The organism is Streptomyces sp. NPDC059224, assembly GCF_042754285.1.
In the GTDB taxonomy this organism is placed as follows: Bacteria; Actinomycetota; Actinomycetes; order Streptomycetales; family Streptomycetaceae; genus Streptomyces.
Genome location: NZ_JBHZAN010000028.1, coordinates 130,128 through 147,622, shown reverse-complemented (window position 1 = coordinate 147,622; position 17,495 = coordinate 130,128). Strand labels below are relative to the sequence as shown.

Here is a 17,495-nt window from a genome sequence, read left to right as displayed (position 1 = left end):
GAGCCCGGCTGCGTGAGCCCCGTGAGCAGCAACGCATCGCACGGTCAGTCGCCGCTGCGCACCGTGCAGGTGCTGGGCGGTGGCAACGCCGGCAGCAGTGCGCACGTGCGTTCGCTCGCCGCCGGTCTTGTCGCACGGGGCGTGCGGGTCACGGTGTGCGCCCCCGTCGAGGCCGATCGCGCCTATGACTTCTCGGGTGTCGGCGCCGACCACGTCCACGTACCGCGCAGCAGTGACCCGGGGTCGGTGGCGGCGCTGCGGGCCGCCTGCACCGAAGCCGACCTGGTGCACGCCCACGGTCTGCACGCGTCCTTCCGTGCCGTGCTGGCGCTCAGCGGCCGCCGTACCCCGCTCATCGTCACCTGGCACAGCCGGGCGGAGGCCGAGGGCGCCCGGGCGCAGCTGCTGCGGATGCTGGAACGGCGGGTGGTGCGAACCGCCGCCGTGGTGCTCGGCACGACCTCCGACCTGGTGGACCGGGCCCGCCGCACCGGCGCCCGGGACGCGCGGCTCGCCGCCGTGACACTGCCCGGTCTGCGAAGCCCCGGCGAACAGGAGGAGGCGGACCGGCTGCGGCCCAAGGTGCGCGCCGAACTCGGAGCCATGGGACGGCCGTTGCTCATCGCCGTGGGCTCCCTCGACCGGCACCGCGGCTATGACGTCCTGCTGGACGCGGCGCGTGCCTGGCGCCGGCTCGATCCGGTACCGCTGCTCGTCATCGCGGGGGAGGGCCCGCTGCGTACGGTGTTGCAGCGGCGGATCGAGACCGAGGAGCTGCCCGTCCGGCTCATCGGCCGTCGCGACGACGTCGGCGACCTGCTCGCCGCCGCCGATCTGGCCCTGCTGCCCAGCAGTTGGGAGTCGCGTTCGGTGCTCGCCCAGGAGGCCCTGCACGCGCGCGTGCCGCTCGTCGCGACCGCCGTGGGCGGGATCCCCGACCTGGTCGGCGACGCGGCCGAACTCGTGCCCTACGGCGACGCGATCGCCCTCGCCGACACCGTGCTACGCCTGCTCGGCGACCCCGGACGCTGCGAGGAACTGCGCGAGAAGGGTGCCCGGCAGGCGGCGAGCTGGCCCACGGAGGACGAGACGGTCACCCAAGTGCTCAGTGTGTACGACGAGTTGACCCAGCCCCGGCCGCTGTAGCGGTCACAGGACGTGCCGGCGGGCCCGCAGGGCGAGGCTCAACGCCAGTACCACCTGGGGGTCGTCGAGGTCGGTGCCGAGCAACTCGCCGATGCGGGCGAGGCGGTTGTAGAGGGTCTGCCGGTTGAGGTGGAGTTCGCGGGCCGTCTCCGCCTTGCGGCCGGCGTGTGCCAGGTAGGTCTCCAAGGTGGGCAGCAGGGGCGGCCTGGAGCGGTTGTCGTGGTCGCGGAGCGGTCCGATCGCCCGGTCCACGAAGGCCGCCAGGTCCGGGTGGTCGCGCAGCCGCCACAGAAGGAGGTCGATGTCGAGGCGGCGGGCGTCGTACCAGGGGCGGTCGGAGAGGCCCTGGGCCGCCGTCGCGGTCTCGGCCGCGTGCCGCAGCCCCGCCGAGGCGGCCGCCCAGCCGCCGGCCACCCCGACCACCACGACCGGGGGAGCGGACCCGGGGCGCCGCATCCCGGCGCGCTCCACGCCCGCGCGCAGCGCCGCCGCGACCCGGTCCGCGACCGTCGTCCGCTCCGCCTCCGCGCGCAGGCCCAGCAGGAGCGGCACCCGGCCCTCCACCGGCCGTACGCCAAGGAGCACGGGCACGCCCACGGCCGCCAGCTCCTCGCCGACCGCCCGGGCCAGCACCGCCCAGCCGCCGCCCGGGGACAGGGAGTCGCCGACCCGCATGACCACCGGCAGCAGCGGGCCGGCGCCGGGCTTGAAGCCGAGGACGCGGGCCTGGGCCGGGGCGTCCGCCGCGCTGATGCGGCCCTCGGCGAGGTCGGTCAGGAAGTCGCCGCGGCCGCGGGCCGCCAGCTCCTCCTCCTGACGGGCCTGCATCAGGACGACGGCCAGGATGCCGGCGGCCCGTTCGGCGGCGATCCGGTGCACCGGGGTGAGCTGCCCGAGGACCGGCAGCAGTACCAGCCGGGCCCGCACCGAGCCGCTCCCCGGCCCGCCGCCCGGCACGTCCACCAGGACCGAACCGGTCGGCGGCGGCGCGTGCTTGTGCTGGCCGCGCAGCCCTTCCCACACCTGGAGCGGATCAGCGCCCTCGGGCCCCGATCCGGCGGCGTACAGCAGCTGGCCGTCGGTGGTCTCCAGGAACACCGGGTTGCCGCTGAACCCGGCCAGGATCGCGAGGACCTGGGGGACCCCGCCGCCGCCCAGCAGGGCCTCGGTACAGCGCCGGTGCATCTCCTCGGCGCGCTGCAGGAGCGTGTAGTGGTGGTTGACGATCTCGGTGTGGATCTCCTCCGTCACCGTCACGAAGGGCACCTCGCGGTGCAGCACGACCAGCGGCAGCCCCATCGTCCGGGCGGTGTCGACGAGGGTGGCGGGCAGCCGGGAGAACCGCGGGCCCAGCTCCACCACCAGGGCGGCGATGCCCCGCTCGGCGAGCGTGCGCACGAACGCCCGCTGGTCGTGCGGCCGGGTGCCCAGCCCGTATCCGGTGGTGAGCAGGAGTTCGCCGCCCTTCAGCAGCGAGGCGATGTTGGGCACCTCGCCGGCGTGCACCCAGCGCACGGTCCGGCCCAGCCGGTCGGCGCCCGCCAGGATCTCCGGAAGCCCGCTGCGCAGCCCGGGCAGCTCCAGCGCCCGCTGCACGGTGATCCCGCCCCGGGTGTCGAATCCGCTGCCCGTACCGCTGTCCATGGAGCGGACGCTACCTGGGCGAACGCCTTCCCGGCACCTTCCGCTAGAGCGGTTCGATGTTGTGGTTGAAGCGGAAGACGTTGTCGGGGTCCCACGTCCGCTTCACCTTGCCGAGCCGCAGCGAGTTCGCCGCGCCGAGGCCGGCCCGCACCCGGTCGGGGCCCTCGTCCCCGATGAAGTTGAGATAGACCGCGCCGGTGGACCAGGGCCCCACGGCGGTCCGGACGTCCCGCACCCAGGCGATGGCCCGTTCGTCGTCAGCGGGCTCCGCCCACATGCCGAAGGGGTGCACGGCCCAGGACGCGCCCCGGTACGGCACCGGGTACTCGGCCGGACCGGCCGCGATCGCCCCGCCCTGCGGGAACAGCACGTGCTGGGTGCCGGTCGGCACCGGCATGCCCTCCGCGCAGGCGCAGTAGGCGTCCACCGCCCCGTCGGGCAGCTCGTCCAGATACTCGGCCGACCAGTAGTTCCGCTGCCCCGCCGGGAAGTCGAGCATGGACTGGGCCTGGGTGTACGGCATCGGGCCGACCACCTCGGCCTCGTGCGGCAGCGCCAGCAACGGCTCGACGACCTTCCGCAGGTCCTCCTCGCCGCCCGCGTAGGTCACCAGCGCGACGCACACCGGACTGCCCACCAGGTGCTCCGGTACGAACGGCAGCGGCGGGCCGGTGAGGTACTGCACCGCGCCGGCCGCCTCGTCGGGACCGGTGCGGATCACCTCGCGGAAGGTGCGCACCACGTCCGGGCCGGACTGCGGCGGATACACCAGCACCGCGACCGAGAACGCCGGCAGCTCGTGCAGTTCGAGGGTGAGGGCGGTGGCGACGCCGAAGTTCCCGCCGCCGCCGTGCAGGGCCCAGAACAGCTCCGGGTTCTCGTCGGCGTTGGCGTGCACGCGCTCGCCGTCGGCGGTGACCAGCTCGACGCCGAGCAGGTTGTCGACGGCCAGACCGAAAGCGCGGTCCAGCCAGCCCGTGCCGCCGCCCAGCACGAAACCGCCGACCCCGGTGGTGGATGCCCGCCCGCCGGTGGTGGCGAGGCCGTACGGCTCGGCCGTCCCGTCCAGATCGCTCATCGTGGCGCCGCCCTGCACGCGTACCGCCCGCCCGGCCGGGTCGACGGCCACCGCGTGCATCCGGCGCAGGTCCACCACGAGCGCGCCGTCGCCGCTCGCCGAACCCGCGACGCTGTGACCGCCGCCCCGCACCGCGATCGAGAGGTCGAGCTCCCGGCCGAACCGCACCGCACGGACCACGTCGGCGTCGTCCGCGCACTGGGCGATGACGGCGGGCCGCCGGTCGATCATGGAGTTGAAGACGGCACGGGCGTCGTCGTACCCGACGTCCCCCGGCGCGAACACCGCACCGGCCAGATCCTCACGCAGCGCGGCGAGCGCCGTACCCGCCTTGGACGGGGAAGCCATGGCAGTCCCCTTCCGAAAAAGGAGGAGTCTCTCCCGACCAGCCTAGGCAGAGCGCCCCGAAGAGGCGCGGGTAAGCGTCGGACACGCGGCTGCCGCCGCGCGGGCGCGACCAGCCGCCACGCACCCGCGGCCGAAGAACGACCGCTCCCTACCCTCCGTACGCCCCGGACGCCGTGAGCCGCAGCGCGGTGTCGATCAGCGGCACATGGCTGAACGCCTGCGGGAAGTTCCCCACCTGCCGCTGCAGCCGCGGATCCCACTCCTCGGCCAGCAGCCCGAGGTCGTTGCGCAGCGCGAGCAGCTTCTCGAACAGCTTGCGGGCCTCGTCGACGCGGCCGATCATCGCGAGGTCGTCGGCCATCCAGAACGAGCAGGCCAGGAATGCCCCCTCGTCACCGGGAAGGCCGTCCACGCCCTCCTCGCCGCCCGAGGTCGGGTAGCGCAGGATGAAACCGTCCGACGTGGACAGCTCGCGCTGGATCGCCTCGATGGTGCCGATCACCCGCTTGTCGTCCGGCGGCAGGAAACCCATCTGGGGGATCAGCAGCAGCGACGCGTCCAGCTCCTGGGAGCCGTACGACTGCGTGAACGTGTTCCGCTCCTTGTCGTAGCCCTTCTCGCAGACGTCCCGGTGGATGTCGTCGCGCAGTTCCTTCCAGCGCTCCAGCGGGCCGTCCGCGTCCCCGGACTCGATCAGCTTGATGGTGCGGTCCACCGCGACCCAGGCCATCACCTTGGAGTGGACGAAGTGCCGGCGCGGGCCGCGCACCTCCCAGATGCCCTCGTCCGGCTCGTCCCAGTGGTCCTCCAGGTAGCGGATGAGCTTCAGCTGGAGGAGGGAGGCGTAGTCGTTGCGCGCGAGGCCGGTCATGTGGGCCAGGTGCAGGGCCTCGGTGACCTCGCCGTAGACGTCCAGCTGGAGCTGGTGCGCCGCGCCGTTGCCGACCCGGACCGGAGCGGAGTGCTCGTAGCCGGGCAGCCAGTCGAGCTCCGCCTCGCCCAGTTCGCGCTCGCCCGCGATGCCGTACATGATCTGCAGGTTCTCCGGGTCGCCGGCTACCGCGCGCAGCAGCCACTCGCGCCAGGCACGGGCCTCCTCGCGGTATCCGGTGCGCAGCAGCGAGGAGAGCGTGATGGCCGCGTCGCGCAGCCAGGTGTAGCGGTAGTCCCAGTTGCGGACGCCGCCGATGTCCTCCGGCAGGGAGGTGGTGGGCGCGGCGACGATGCCGCCGGTGGGGGCGTAGGTCAGCGCCTTCAGCGTGATCAGGGAGCGGACCACCGCCTCGCGGTACGGGCCGTGGTACGTACAGTGCTCGACCCACTCGCGCCAGAACTCCTCGGTCGCCTCCAGCGACTGCTCGGGCTCCGGCAGCGCCGGCGGCTCCTTGTGCGAGGGCTCCCACGAGATGGTGAACGCGATCCGGTCGCCCGGGGCGACGGTGAAGTCGGCGTAGGTGGTGAGCGCCTTGCCGTAGGTCTCCGCCGAGGTGTCGAACCACACGGAGTCGGGTCCGGCGACGGCGACCGTACGGCCCTCGTGCTTGTGCACCCAGGGGACGACCCGGCCGTAGGAGAACCGCATCCGCAGCACCGAGCGCATCGGCACCCGGCCGGTGACGCCCTCCACGATCCGGATCAGCTGGGGCGCGCCGTCACGCGGGGGCATGAAGTCGGTGACCCGGACCGTGCCGCGCGGGGTGTCCCACTCCGACTCCAGGATCAGCGAGTCGCCTCGGTAGGTACGGCGGGCCGCGGTCGGCGGTTCGGAGTCGGCCGCGTGGGCCGGGCCGAGCCGCCAGAAGCCGTGTTCCTCGGTGCCGAGCAGACCGGCGAAGATGGCATGCGAGTCGAAGCGGGGCAGGCACAGCCAGTCCACCGTGCCGTCCCGGCAGACCAATGCCGCGGTCTGCATGTCTCCGATGAGTGCGTAGTCTTCGATGCGCCCGGCCACGTGCAACTCCAGTCGAACGGCCACGTCACCCCCCAGGCAGAAGGGGGCTGTCGCTAGTGCGGTCAAGGGGGGTTGTTGTTGTGCGTCGTTAAGCGGTGAAGCAAAGCAGCCCGCCGCGCCCTGAGGCAAAACGACAGTCATAGCTCAACGAACTGCCGAGCTCTCGTGTTCCGGGGGTGACGGGCGGGGGTGTGCCGTGTTTTCCGGCCGGCTCGGCAGCGAGTGTCCGAGCAGGATACGACGCACGTAGATGATCTGCGTGCCGCTCCGGGCAACCCGCGTGGGCCGAATGGGTGAGCCCTGAGTGAAAACCCGGTAAGCAGGCACCACGTCCGTACCGATGTGTGTACGGAGCGTGGCCGTAAGCCATCTCTCCGCGGCGCTGATACCCTGGTAGCCCGTGGACCGGTGGGCCCGAAACCCCCGAACCGCAGCGACGGCACCCCCGGAAATCCGGTGCCGGACCGCATGACAGACCGCGACCACGGGAGCACCCTCTTGGCCATGCCGCCGAAATCCACGACGACCAAGCACATCTTCGTCACCGGGGGTGTCGCCTCCTCGCTCGGCAAGGGCCTCACCGCCTCCAGCCTGGGCATGCTGCTCAAGGCCCGCGGCCTGCGTGTGGTGATGCAGAAGCTCGACCCCTACCTGAACGTCGACCCGGGCACGATGAACCCCTTCCAGCACGGTGAGGTGTTCGTCACCAACGACGGTGCCGAGACCGACCTGGACATCGGCCACTACGAGCGTTTCCTCGACCGTGACCTGGACGGCTCCGCCAACGTCACCACGGGTCAGGTCTACTCGACGGTGATCGCCAAGGAGCGGCGCGGCGAGTACCTGGGCGACACGGTCCAGGTCATCCCGCACATCACCAACGAGATCAAGCACCGCATCCGGCGGATGGCCACCGACGAGGTGGACGTGGTCATCACCGAGGTCGGCGGCACGGTCGGCGACATCGAGTCGCTGCCGTTCCTGGAGACGGTCCGCCAGGTCCGCCACGAGGTCGGCCGGGACAACGTCTTCGTGGTGCACATCTCGCTCCTTCCGTACATCGGCCCGTCCGGAGAGCTGAAGACCAAGCCCACCCAGCACTCCGTGGCCGCCCTGCGGAACATCGGTATCCAGCCGGACGCGATCGTCCTGCGCTGCGACCGCGAGGTGCCCACCGCCATCAAGCGCAAGATCTCGCTGATGTGCGACGTCGACGAGGCCGCCGTGGTCGCCTGCCCCGACGCCCGCTCGATCTACGACATCCCGAAGACCGTGCACGGCGAGGGCCTGGACGCCTATGTCGTCCGCAAGCTGGACCTGCCGTTCCGGGACGTGGACTGGCGGACCTGGGACGACCTGCTCGACCGCGTCCACAACCCCGACCACGAGATCACCCTCGCGCTGGTCGGCAAGTACATCGACCTGCCCGACGCCTACCTCTCGGTCACCGAGGCGCTGCGCGCGGGCGGCTTCGCCAACAAGGCCCGCGTGAAGATCAAGTGGGTGACGTCGGACGACTGCAGGACCCCGGCCGGGGCGGCCGCGCAGCTCGGTGACGTCGACGGCATCTGCATCCCGGGCGGCTTCGGCGACCGCGGTGTGCTCGGCAAGGTCGGCGCCATCAGGTTCGCCCGCGAGAACCGGATCCCGCTGCTCGGCCTCTGCCTGGGCCTGCAGTGCATCGTGATCGAGGCCGCGCGCAACCTGGCCGACATCCCGGACGCCAACTCCACCGAGTTCGACTCCGCCACCGGCCACCCGGTCATCTCCACCATGGCCGAGCAGCTGGACATCGTCGCCGGCGAGGGCGACATGGGCGGCACCATGCGACTGGGCATGTACCCGGCCAAGCTGGCCGAGGGCTCGATCGTGCGCGAGGTGTACGACGGCAAGGAGTACGTCGAGGAACGCCACCGGCACCGCTACGAGGTGAACAACGCCTACCGCGCGGAGCTGGAGAAGAAGGCCGGCATCCAGTTCTCCGGCACCTCCCCGGACGGCAAGCTCGTCGAGTACGTCGAGTACCCGCGTGACGTCCACCCCTACCTGGTCGCCACCCAGGCGCACCCGGAGCTGCGGTCCCGCCCGACCCGCCCGCACCCGCTCTTCGCAGGCCTGGTGAAGGCGGCGGTCGCCCGTCAGCAGGGCGCCGCCGAGCAGGAGAATTCGAAGTAACACACCAGTTGTACGGTGGCCGGGGCGCATCCCTTCAAAGGCGCGCCCCGGTTTTCTTCTCCGCACGTGGAAGGCGGCACGGCATGACCATCAAGGACACCCCCGAGGAGTGGGAGATCCGGGCGACGGAGACCCCCTTCGTGGGCAACAAGACCTCCGTGCGCACGGACGAGGTGGTCATGCCCGACGGGTCGGTGGTCCGCCGTGACTACCAGGTCCACCCCGGCTCGGTCGCCGTCCTCGCCCTGGACGAGGAGGACCGGGTGCTGCTCATCCGCCAGTACCGGCACCCGGTCCGGCAGAAGCTCTGGGAGATCCCGGCCGGGCTGCTCGACGTCCCTGGCGAGAACCCGCTGCACGCGGCCCAGCGTGAGCTGTACGAGGAGGCGCACGTCAAGGCGGGGGAGTGGCGGGTGCTCACCGACCTCTACACGACTCCCGGCGGATGCGACGAGGCGGTACGGATCTTCCTCGCCCGTGACCTGTCCGAGGCCGAGGGAGAGCGCTTCGAGACCGAGCACGAGGAGATCGACCTGGAGTACGCCCGCGTGCCGGTCGACGAACTCGTGCGCCTGGTGCTCGCCGGCGACGTGCACAACAACTGCCTGGTGACGGGTGTCCTCTCGCTGGTCGCCGCCCGCACCGGCGACGGCGTCGACGCGCTGCGCCCGGCGGACGCGCCCTGGCCGGCCCGCCCCTTCGCGTCCTGAGCCCACCCTTCGGGCGTAGTGGTGTGACCATCGCCTGATCCGATCGGGCGATGTCCCCGCCGCGCTCCGCCCGGAACGTCCGTGCACGTGAACTAGGCTCGACGCGATTGAGCCGAAAGGCCCGAACCGGAGTCCCGGCGGGCAGGCGTGTGCGGTGGGACGGGAGTGTGGCCCGTGACGGATCAGGCGGTGGACACAGGCGGTGCACGACTCGCGGTGCCCGCGGCCCCGGACGACCAATTCCTGGGCCGTACAAGAGAGTTGAAGGAACTGCGCGCCGACATCGAGCGCGCGGGCCTGGACACCATCGCCGGCCGCAAGGCCCCCCGTGCCCGGGTCCTGCTGATCGCGGGCAGACCCGGATCCGGACGCACCGCCCTGGCCGCGGAACTCGTCCGGCAGGTCGCCGCCGACTACCCCGACGGGGTGCTGCGCGCCCGCCTCGCCGAGCCCGACGGCACCCCCGTCCCCGTCGAGCGCGCCGCCCGCGAGCTCCTCACCGCCCTGCGGCTGCCCACTCCGGCCGGCGCCGGTGAGGACGACCTCACCCACGCGCTGCGCACCGCCCTCGCCGAGCGCCGGATGCTGCTCCTGCTCGACGACGCGCCCGGCGCCGAACACGTCGACGCGCTGCTCCCGGACACGCCCGACTGTCTGGCCGTCGCCGTCTCCGGCGGCCCTCTCACCGGGATCTCCGACGTCCGCCCGTGCACACTGGGCGGCCTGGACACCAAGTCGGGCGTGGAACTCCTGGCCCGGTACACCGGCTCGGTCCGCGTCACCGTCGACCCGCGCTCCGCCGAGGCGCTGGCCGAGGTGTGCCAGGGGCAGCCCGCCGCGCTCACCCTGGCGGGCGGCTGGCTGTCGGCACACCCCCAGGTGGCCGTCTCCGACCTCGCCAAGCGGCTGCACGCCGACCCCGAGGACGGCACCGCCCTCGCCCGGGTCTTCCGGTTCGTCCACGGCGACCTGCCCGCCCAGGCCGCCCGGATACTGCGACTTCTCTCGCTGGCCCCGGCCGGCCTGGTCGACCCGCACACCGCCTCGGCGCTGGCCGGCTGCTCGGTCGACACCGCCCGCACCACCCTGGACGAGCTGGCCCGCCTCGGCCTGCTGCACCCACTGGCCACCTCGCTGCCCCAGTACGAGGTCCCCGGCTGTCTGCACCCCCTGCTGCGGGGACTGGCCGAGACCCAGGAACGCGCCGGGGAACTCCAGCTGGCCCGGGCCCGGATGCTGGAGCGCACGGTACGGCTGCTGCAGTCCTGCCGGGCGATCACCGAGACGGACAACCCGCAGGCCCGCGAGAAACTCCAGGCGCTCCCCCGCGAGCTGCGCTTCCCCACGCCTCGGGCCGCCGCCGACTGGCTGCGGATCAGGCGCCCGGCCCTGCTCGCCGCGGCCCGCGCGGCGGTCGTCGACGGCGAGCTGGACACCCTGGCCCGCCGGCTGATGTCCCAGCTGGTCAAGGCCATGGCGGCGCACTTCGGCACCCAGGCGGCCGCTCCCGACCTGTACGGGATCCACCGGCTGGTGCTCGATGTCGCCGAGCGCCGCCACCTGCCCCGTGAGCAGGCCGCCGCGCTGCTGAACCTGGCCGACCTGGACGCGCAGACCGGACGCACCATGGACGCGCTGGTGCGCTATCGGTCTGCTTTGGACGCCGGACGCAGTGCAAATGACCCGTACGCGACCGGTCGCGCAATGGAATCCGTAGGTGGCGCGTACCAGGAGCTGGGGGACTACGACCGGGCCGCCGACTGGTTCGGCCGCGCCCTCGCCGAGCGGCTCGCCCGCGACGAGCGGGCCGAGGCCGCCCGGCTCTACGGCCGCATCGCCGGGGCGCACACCTACGCGGGCCGCTACGGCGAGGCGCTGCGGGCCTGGCGGGCGGCCGTGTCCGGGCACCGCAAGAACGGCGATGTGGCCGCGCAGGCACGGGCGTTGAGCGAGCTGGCCCGGGTGCAGGAGTACGCCGGCCGGCCCGCGGAGTCGCTGCGCACCTGCCAGGAGGCGGTCGAGTGGGCGCGGCGCGCCGAGGACACCCGGCTCCAGGCCGCGCTCCAGTTGCGGCTCGCCGACACGCTGGAGCGCCTCGGGGACTCCGCCGCCGCGAGCCTGCACCGCTCGGCCGCCGAGCGCATGCTGGGTGAGGAGCCCCCCGGCCAGGACTCCAGCCCGGAACAGCGAGATAACGCCTGCGAAATCCGTAGCGTCTCCGGCGAAGATTGATGCAATGAAAGGCTAGACAGTCGGAACGCCTTCATTAAACTGGCTCTGCCGCCGGTTCTCCTGCGGTGTCTCCTGGTGTGCTCCTTCATGCCGGGTATGTGCTGTTGTGCCCCCACACCCTCTGAGCCAAGGACCGTGATCCACGTGAAGGTCGGCATCCCCCGCGAGGTCAAGAACAACGAGTTCCGGGTGGCCATCACCCCCGCCGGTGTGCACGAGCTGGTGCGCCACGGCCACCAGGTCGTCATCGAGCGCGGCGCCGGTGTCGGCTCGTCGATCCCGGACGCGGAGTACATCGCCGCCGGCGGGCAGATCCTGGACACCGCCGACGAGGTGTGGGCCACGGCCGACCTGCTGCTGAAGGTCAAGGAGCCGATCGCCGAGGAGTACCACCGCCTGCGCAAGGACCAGACCCTCTTCACCTACCTGCACCTGGCCGCGTCCAAGGAGTGCACCGACGCCCTCCTGGAGTCCGGCACCACCGCCATCGCCTACGAGACCGTCGAGCTGCCGAGCCGCGCCCTGCCGCTGCTCGCGCCGATGTCCGAGGTCGCGGGCCGGCTCGCCCCCCAGGTCGGCGCCTACCACCTGATGCGCGCGGCCGGCGGCCGCGGCGTCCTGCCCGGCGGCGTCCCGGGTGTGCTGCCCGCCAAGGCCGTCGTCATCGGCGGTGGCGTCTCCGGCTGGAACGCCGTGCAGATCGCCATCGGCATGGGCTTCGACGTGACCCTGCTCGACCGCGACATCAACAAGCTGCGCGAGGCCGACAAGATCTTCGGCACCAGGGTCAAGGCCGTCATGTCCAACTCCTTCGAGCTGGAGAAGGCCTGCCTGGAGGCCGACCTGGTGATCGGCGCGGTGCTCATCCCGGGCGCCAAGGCCCCCAAGCTGGTCACCAACGAGCTGGTCTCCCGCATGAAGCCGGGAAGTGTTCTTGTCGACATCGCGATCGACCAGGGCGGCTGCTTCGAGGACTCCCGCCCCACCACGCACGCCGAGCCGACCTTCCGGGTCCACGAGTCGGTCTTCTACTGCGTCGCCAACATGCCCGGCGCGGTGCCCAACACCTCCACCTACGCGCTCACCAACGCCACGCTGCCCTACATCGTGTCGCTCGCGGACAACGGCTGGGTCGAGGCGCTGCGCCGCGACGCCGCGCTCGCCAGGGGCCTCAACACCCATGACGGCAAGGTCGTTTACCGCGAGGTCGCCGAGGCGCACGGCCTGGAGCACATCGAGCTCGACACGCTGCTGGACTGAGCCGCCGTTCCGCGGCGGTGACTAAGTCACCTTTTCGTAAAGGCGATACGTCAACAAGCCGCGTCAAGCACGCCCATCCGGCCGGACCTTGCCCGACAAGGTCCGGCCGGATGTGTGTATGGTCACTTTGCGACGCTCGGCCAACTCGCCTCGAACGTAACTCTTCAACCGATTCGTACACCGGTGAAACCTGCTGTGCGACGGCCGTACGCCCTTGACAGCGAGATGTTTCATTGCCGACACATCCTGCCGGGTCCGGCGGATTGTGTTGCTGCGGACGCCCGACACGCCATAGAGTCGCCGACTGTCGGCATGGTGCCACGCTGACCTGTCTAGAAGTTTCCTGGTCACCAAGGAGGTAAGACGACTTGTGAATGAGTCGACATTTTCTCCCGGGGGTGGTCAACCAGGAATGCCGGTGAGGGACCAGGGTCCCGCGGGGTTCGAGGCTGTCGGCTCCGTCGCGGTGCGCACCTTCGCAGCCCATCAGAGTTCGCTGACCACGCGGACAGCACACCAGAGCATGGATGGCCATCACGTGAACGCCATGGCCGGCGACGGAAGTGGCGCGCCCCACAGCCAGTTCGCCGACTACGACGAACTGCCCGACGGGCACTTCTACGACCCCGACGCCGAGTACGAGCCCGACCCGGAGTACGCGGCCACGCTGGCGCCCGACGCGGCCCGCCAGCGCCGTGAGCGCATCGGCCCGACCGGGCGCCCACTGCCGTACTTCCCGATCCCGGGCCCGGTGACCAGTCACGGCCCCGCGACGATCATCGCGATGTGCAACCAGAAGGGCGGCGTCGGCAAGACGACGTCGACCATCAACCTGGGTGCCGCACTCGCGGAGTACGGCCGGCGGGTGCTGCTCGTGGACTTCGACCCGCAGGGCGCGCTGTCGGTCGGTCTGGGCGTCAACCCGATGGAGCTCGACCTCACCGTCTACAACCTGCTCATGGAGCGGGGCATGGCGGCGGACGAGGTGCTTCTGAAGACGGCGGTCCCCAACATGGACCTGCTGCCCTCCAACATCGACCTGTCGGCCGCCGAGGTCCAGCTGGTCTCGGAGGTCGCCCGGGAGTCGACGCTGCAGCGCGCCCTGAAGCCGCTGCTGCCCGACTACGACTACATCGTGATCGACTGTCAGCCCTCGCTGGGCCTGCTCACGGTCAACGCGCTGACGGCCGCCCACAAGGTGATCGTGCCGCTGGAGTGCGAGTTCTTCGCGCTGCGTGGTGTCGCCCTGCTGACCGAGACCATCGAGAAGGTCCAGGAACGGCTCAACCCGGAGCTGGAGCTCGACGGCATCCTCGCCACCATGTACGACTCCCGCACCGTGCACAGCCGTGAGGTGCTCGCGCGTGTCGTCGAGGCCTTCGACGACCACGTCTACCACACGGTCATCGGCCGCACGGTCCGCTTCCCGGAGACCACGGTCGCCGGTGAGCCGATCACCACGTACGCCTCCAACTCCGTCGGTGCCGCCGCCTATCGCCAGCTCGCCAGGGAGGTGCTCGCCCGGTGTCACGCCGAGTGAGTCTGCCGGGGGCCGACGAACTGTTCCGTACGACCGGGGGGATGGCGCTGCAGCCGTCCACTCCCAGGCGCCCGGCCAACGGCGAGGCCCGGGTGCCGGCTCCCGCGAGTCCCGCGGAGAGCGAGGACGCGGCGGCGGAGTCCGGCGCCGACGCGCCGCAGTCGGTGCCCGTGCAGGGCGGCGACGGCGAGGGCGCGGAGCACGCGGCGGCGGATGCCGAACCGGCCGGCGCCGGCGAGTCCCGCAACCACGTCCCGGCGCCGGCCGGGTCCTCGGCGACGATCACGCCGTCGGCGGACCGGTCCGGGCGGCGGCAGGCGGCGCAGGAAGGTTCTGGCGCCGCCGCCGAGCAGGCCCAGCCCCGCAAGCGCGGCGGCCGGGCACCCTCGCGGCGGCCCAGCGGCCGCGAACGGCACGACGAGAAGATCACCGTCTACGTCTCCGCCGAGGAGCTGATGGACCTGGAGCACGCGCGTCTCGTGCTCCGAGGTGAACACGGACTGGCCGTGGACCGGGGACGGATCGTCCGCGAGGCGGTCGCCGTGGTGCTGGCCGACCTGGAGTCCCGGGGGGACGCGAGCATCCTCGTACGACGGCTGCGCGGCCGTTAGGGGTAGCCTGCGGGGGCTATGACCTCGACCGACGCTCCCGTTTCCGGCCCCTCCGGGGGCCGTCGGCGTGTGCTGGGGCAGGGGCCCGGCACGGCGACCGCTCCCGCGCAGGCGGAGGCGGAGTCGGCGGAGCCCGAGGCGGCGGCGCAGGTGGCGCCCGAGGCCGTCGTGACGGTGCCCGAACCCGTCGAAGGGGAGCCGGAGCCCGTCCCCGACGGCGTCTTCAAGGTCCGGCTCGCCAACTTCGAGGGTCCCTTCGACCTCCTCCTCCAGCTGATCTCCAAGCACAAGATGGACGTCACCGAGGTCGCGCTCTCCAAGGTCACCGACGAGTTCATGGCGCACATCCGGGCCATGGGTCCGGACTGGGACCTGGACCAGACGACCGAGTTCCTCGTCGTCGCGGCCACCCTGCTCGACCTCAAGGCCGCCCGGCTGCTGCCCGCCGCCGAGGTCGAGGACGAGGCCGACCTCGCGCTCCTCGAAGCCCGGGACCTGCTCTTCGCGCGGCTGCTGCAGTACCGCGCGTACAAACAGATCGCCGACATCTTCAACCGGCGCCTGGACGAGGAGGCCCGCCGCTGGCCCCGTACCGTCGGTCTGGAGCCGCACCTGGCCGAGCTGCTGCCCGAGGTCGTCATCAGCATCGGTCCCGAGGGGTTCGCCAAGCTCGCGGTCAAGGCGATGCAGCCCAAGCCCAGACCGCAGGTGTACGTCGACCACATCCACGCCCCGCTGGTCAGCGTGCAGGAGCAGGCCCAGATCGTGGTGGCCCGGCTGCGTGAGCTGGGCGAGGCCAGTTTCCAGTCGCTCATCGAGGACACCGGCGACACCCTCACCGTCGTAGCCCGCTTCCTGGCCCTCCTTGAGCTGTACCGCGAGAAGGCCGTCGCCCTGGACCAGGAGACCGCGCTCGGCGATCTGATCGTGCGGTGGACGGGCGGGGACGGGGAGTCCCGGCCCATGGTGACCGACGAGTTCGACCGGCCGCCGGAGCCGCCCAAGGAGGACAAGGCGTGAGCGAGAACACCACAGAGCTGCCGGCCGGGCTGCGCCCGGTCGCCGAACTCGATCTCAAGCCGGCCCTGGAGGCCGTCCTCATGGTCGTGGACGAGCCCGCCACCGCCGAGCACCTTGCCAAGATCCTGGAGCGGCCGAGGCAGACGATCACGAAGGCGCTGCGGGCCCTGGCCGAGGAGTACACGGCCCAGGGCCGCGGCTTCGAGCTGCGGTTCGTCGCGGGCGGCTGGCGCTTCTACACCCGGGGCGAGTTCGCGCCCGCCGTCGAGCGGCTGGTCCTGGAGGGCCAGACGGCCCGGCTCACCCAGGCCGCGCTGGAGACCCTGGCGGTCGTCGCGTACCGCCAGCCGGTGAGCCGCAGCCGCGTCTCGGTCGTGCGGGGAGTCAACTGCGACGGTGTGATGCGCACCCTCCTCCAGCGCGGTCTCGTCGAGGAGGCGGGCGCGGAACCCGAAACAGGTGCGATCCTGTACAGGACGACGAACTACTTCCTGGAGCGGATGGGCCTGCGCGGCCTGGACGAACTCCCGGAACTCGCGCCCTTCCTCCCGGAGGCGGAGGCGATCGAGGCCGAGACCCAGGAGGGCGTGCCGTCGTTCGATCCGGACGCTCCGGATTCCGAGGACGCAGACGACAAGACGGAACTTTGATGCGAAGCAGCAGCGGCAGGAACAGCAGCGGAAACAACGGCGGGAGCCGTGGTGGCAACAGCGGCGGCCGCGGCGGGAGCAGCGGTGGCCGCGGTAACTACCGCGGTGCCGGAAACGCCCGCGACGACAAGCAGGGCGGCCGGCCGAAGAAGCCGCGCCCGGAGGAGCGGCGTTACGACGTGGGCCCCGGCGCCACCCAGGACGGCCCGAAGTCGGGCCGTGGCGCCTCGGCGCGCGGCGGCGCCAAGGGCGGCCCCCGGCAGGGTCAGGGCACCGGGCGCGGCCGTACGGCGCCGGCGAGCTCCCGTGAGTACGACGCCCGCGCCGAGGAGCGCAACCGGGAGCGGTACGCCGGCAAGCCGGACGTGAAGCTCCCCAAGACCTTCCCGGGCGCCGAGCAGGAGGGCGAGCGGCTGCAGAAGGTCCTCGCCCGCGCGGGCTACGGCTCGCGGCGTGCCTGCGAGGAGCTGATCGAGCAGTCCCGGGTCGAGGTCAACGGCGAGATCGTCGTCGAGCAGGGCAAGCGGGTCGACCCGGAGAAGGACGAGGTCAGGGTCGACGGACTGACCGTCGCCACGCAGTCGTACCAGTTCTTCTCGCTGAACAAGCCGGCCGGTGTGGTCTCCACCATGGAGGACCCGGACGGGCGGCAGTGCCTCGGCGACTACGTCACCAACCGGGAGACCCGGCTCTTCCACGTGGGGCGCCTGGACACCGAGACCGAGGGCGTCATCCTGCTCACCAACCACGGCGAGCTGGCGCACCGGCTGACCCACCCCAAGTACGGCGTGAAGAAGACCTACCTCGCGCACATCGTGGGCCCCATCCCGCGCGACCTGGGCAAGAAGCTCAAGGACGGCATCCAGCTGGAGGACGGGTACGCGCGCGCCGACCACTTCCGGGTCGTCGAGCAGACCGGCAAGAACTACCTGGTCGAGGTCACCCTGCACGAGGGCCGCAAGCACATCGTGCGGCGCATGCTGGCCGAGGCCGGCTTCCCGGTCGACAAGCTGGTGCGGGTGTCCTTCGGGCCGGTCACCCTCGGCGACCAGAAGTCGGGCTGGCTGCGCCGTCTGTCCAACACCGAGGTCGGGATGCTGATGAAGGAAGTCGACCTCTAGAAAGCCCTG

General features: G+C 71.8%; 13 protein-coding genes. 10 read left to right on the top strand and 3 right to left on the bottom strand.

Translation table 11 applies throughout. From position 1 onward, the window contains the following. The first annotated feature begins 12 nt into the window (after positions 1 to 12). Positions 13 to 1,146, top strand: coding sequence for a glycosyltransferase family 4 protein (locus ACFXI4_RS30055; RefSeq protein WP_384996831.1), 1,134 nt, complete (start codon positions 13 to 15; stop codon positions 1,144 to 1,146). A gap of 3 nt (positions 1,147 to 1,149) precedes the next feature. Here ACFXI4_RS30055 and ACFXI4_RS30050 read toward each other — a convergent pair whose 3' ends face one another. The 3 genes from ACFXI4_RS30050 to ACFXI4_RS30040 form a co-directional block, all read right to left on the bottom strand. Further along, on the bottom strand, positions 1,150 to 2,790 hold the full coding sequence (locus tag ACFXI4_RS30050) for a PucR family transcriptional regulator (RefSeq protein ID WP_384996829.1): 1,641 nt from the start codon (positions 2,788 to 2,790) through the stop codon (positions 1,150 to 1,152). Between the two features lie 43 nt (positions 2,791 to 2,833). Next, the gene (locus ACFXI4_RS30045) at positions 2,834 to 4,216 is read right to left on the bottom strand and encodes an FAD-binding oxidoreductase (RefSeq protein WP_384996827.1); all 1,383 of its coding nucleotides are present in this window, start codon (positions 4,214 to 4,216) and stop codon (positions 2,834 to 2,836) included. Positions 4,217 to 4,364: 148 nt separating this feature from the next. Further along, positions 4,365 to 6,167 (bottom strand): glycoside hydrolase family 15 protein, encoded by a 1,803-nt coding sequence (locus ACFXI4_RS30040; protein ID WP_362726075.1) that lies wholly within the window; start codon positions 6,165 to 6,167, stop codon positions 4,365 to 4,367. A gap of 504 nt (positions 6,168 to 6,671) precedes the next feature. Here ACFXI4_RS30040 and ACFXI4_RS30035 point away from each other — a divergent pair. From ACFXI4_RS30035 to ACFXI4_RS29995, 9 genes are all read left to right on the top strand, one after another. Further along, positions 6,672 to 8,342, top strand: a complete 1,671-nt coding sequence (locus tag ACFXI4_RS30035) for a CTP synthase (protein ID WP_362726072.1) — start codon at positions 6,672 to 6,674, stop codon at positions 8,340 to 8,342. 83 nt (positions 8,343 to 8,425) lie between these two features. Then, the gene (locus ACFXI4_RS30030) at positions 8,426 to 9,052 is read left to right on the top strand and encodes an NUDIX domain-containing protein (RefSeq protein WP_384996825.1); all 627 of its coding nucleotides are present in this window, start codon (positions 8,426 to 8,428) and stop codon (positions 9,050 to 9,052) included. A gap of 174 nt (positions 9,053 to 9,226) precedes the next feature. Further along, a complete protein-coding gene (locus tag ACFXI4_RS30025; RefSeq protein ID WP_384996823.1) occupies positions 9,227 to 11,284 on the top strand; it encodes a tetratricopeptide repeat protein in 2,058 nt (685 codons plus the stop codon). A 135-nt stretch (positions 11,285 to 11,419) separates the two neighbouring features. Further along, positions 11,420 to 12,544 (top strand): alanine dehydrogenase, encoded by a 1,125-nt coding sequence (ald, locus tag ACFXI4_RS30020; RefSeq protein WP_362729941.1) that lies wholly within the window; start codon positions 11,420 to 11,422, stop codon positions 12,542 to 12,544. A gap of 412 nt (positions 12,545 to 12,956) precedes the next feature. Then, the gene (locus ACFXI4_RS30015) at positions 12,957 to 14,084 is read left to right on the top strand and encodes a ParA family protein (protein ID WP_384996821.1); all 1,128 of its coding nucleotides are present in this window, start codon (positions 12,957 to 12,959) and stop codon (positions 14,082 to 14,084) included. Continuing rightward, a complete protein-coding gene (locus ACFXI4_RS30010) occupies positions 14,069 to 14,695 on the top strand; it encodes a hypothetical protein (protein WP_384996819.1) in 627 nt (208 codons plus the stop codon). The genes ACFXI4_RS30015 and ACFXI4_RS30010 overlap by 16 nt, the downstream gene beginning before the upstream one ends. Positions 14,696 to 14,713: 18 nt before the next feature. Next, positions 14,714 to 15,715, top strand: a complete 1,002-nt coding sequence (locus tag ACFXI4_RS30005; RefSeq protein ID WP_384996817.1) for a segregation and condensation protein A — start codon at positions 14,714 to 14,716, stop codon at positions 15,713 to 15,715. Continuing rightward, complete coding sequence (gene scpB, locus ACFXI4_RS30000) at positions 15,712 to 16,365, top strand: SMC-Scp complex subunit ScpB (RefSeq protein ID WP_362731970.1); 654 nt, start codon at positions 15,712 to 15,714, stop codon at positions 16,363 to 16,365. The genes ACFXI4_RS30005 and scpB overlap by 4 nt, the downstream gene beginning before the upstream one ends. Continuing rightward, on the top strand, positions 16,365 to 17,486 hold the full coding sequence (locus ACFXI4_RS29995) for a pseudouridine synthase (RefSeq protein WP_384996815.1): 1,122 nt from the start codon (positions 16,365 to 16,367) through the stop codon (positions 17,484 to 17,486). The genes scpB and ACFXI4_RS29995 overlap by 1 nt, the downstream gene beginning before the upstream one ends. The last annotated feature ends 9 nt before the right edge of the window (positions 17,487 to 17,495 follow it).

Excerpts from the sequence above, each read along its gene's own strand:
- ACFXI4_RS30030 (WP_384996825.1), top strand. The coding sequence starts at position 8,426 with ATGACCATCAAGGACACCCCCGAGGAGTGGGAGATCCGGGCGACGGAG.
- ACFXI4_RS30035 (WP_362726072.1), top strand. The coding sequence starts at position 6,672 with ATGCCGCCGAAATCCACGACGACCAAGCACATCTTCGTCACCGGGGGT.
- ACFXI4_RS30005 (WP_384996817.1), top strand. The coding sequence starts at position 14,714 with ATGACCTCGACCGACGCTCCCGTTTCCGGCCCCTCCGGGGGCCGTCGG.
- ACFXI4_RS29995 (WP_384996815.1), top strand. The coding sequence starts at position 16,365 with ATGCGAAGCAGCAGCGGCAGGAACAGCAGCGGAAACAACGGCGGGAGC.
- ACFXI4_RS30015 (WP_384996821.1), top strand. The coding sequence starts at position 12,957 with ATGCCGGTGAGGGACCAGGGTCCCGCGGGGTTCGAGGCTGTCGGCTCC.
- ACFXI4_RS30045 (WP_384996827.1), bottom strand. The coding sequence starts at position 4,216 with ATGGCTTCCCCGTCCAAGGCGGGTACGGCGCTCGCCGCGCTGCGTGAG.
- ACFXI4_RS30050 (WP_384996829.1), bottom strand. The coding sequence starts at position 2,790 with ATGGACAGCGGTACGGGCAGCGGATTCGACACCCGGGGCGGGATCACC.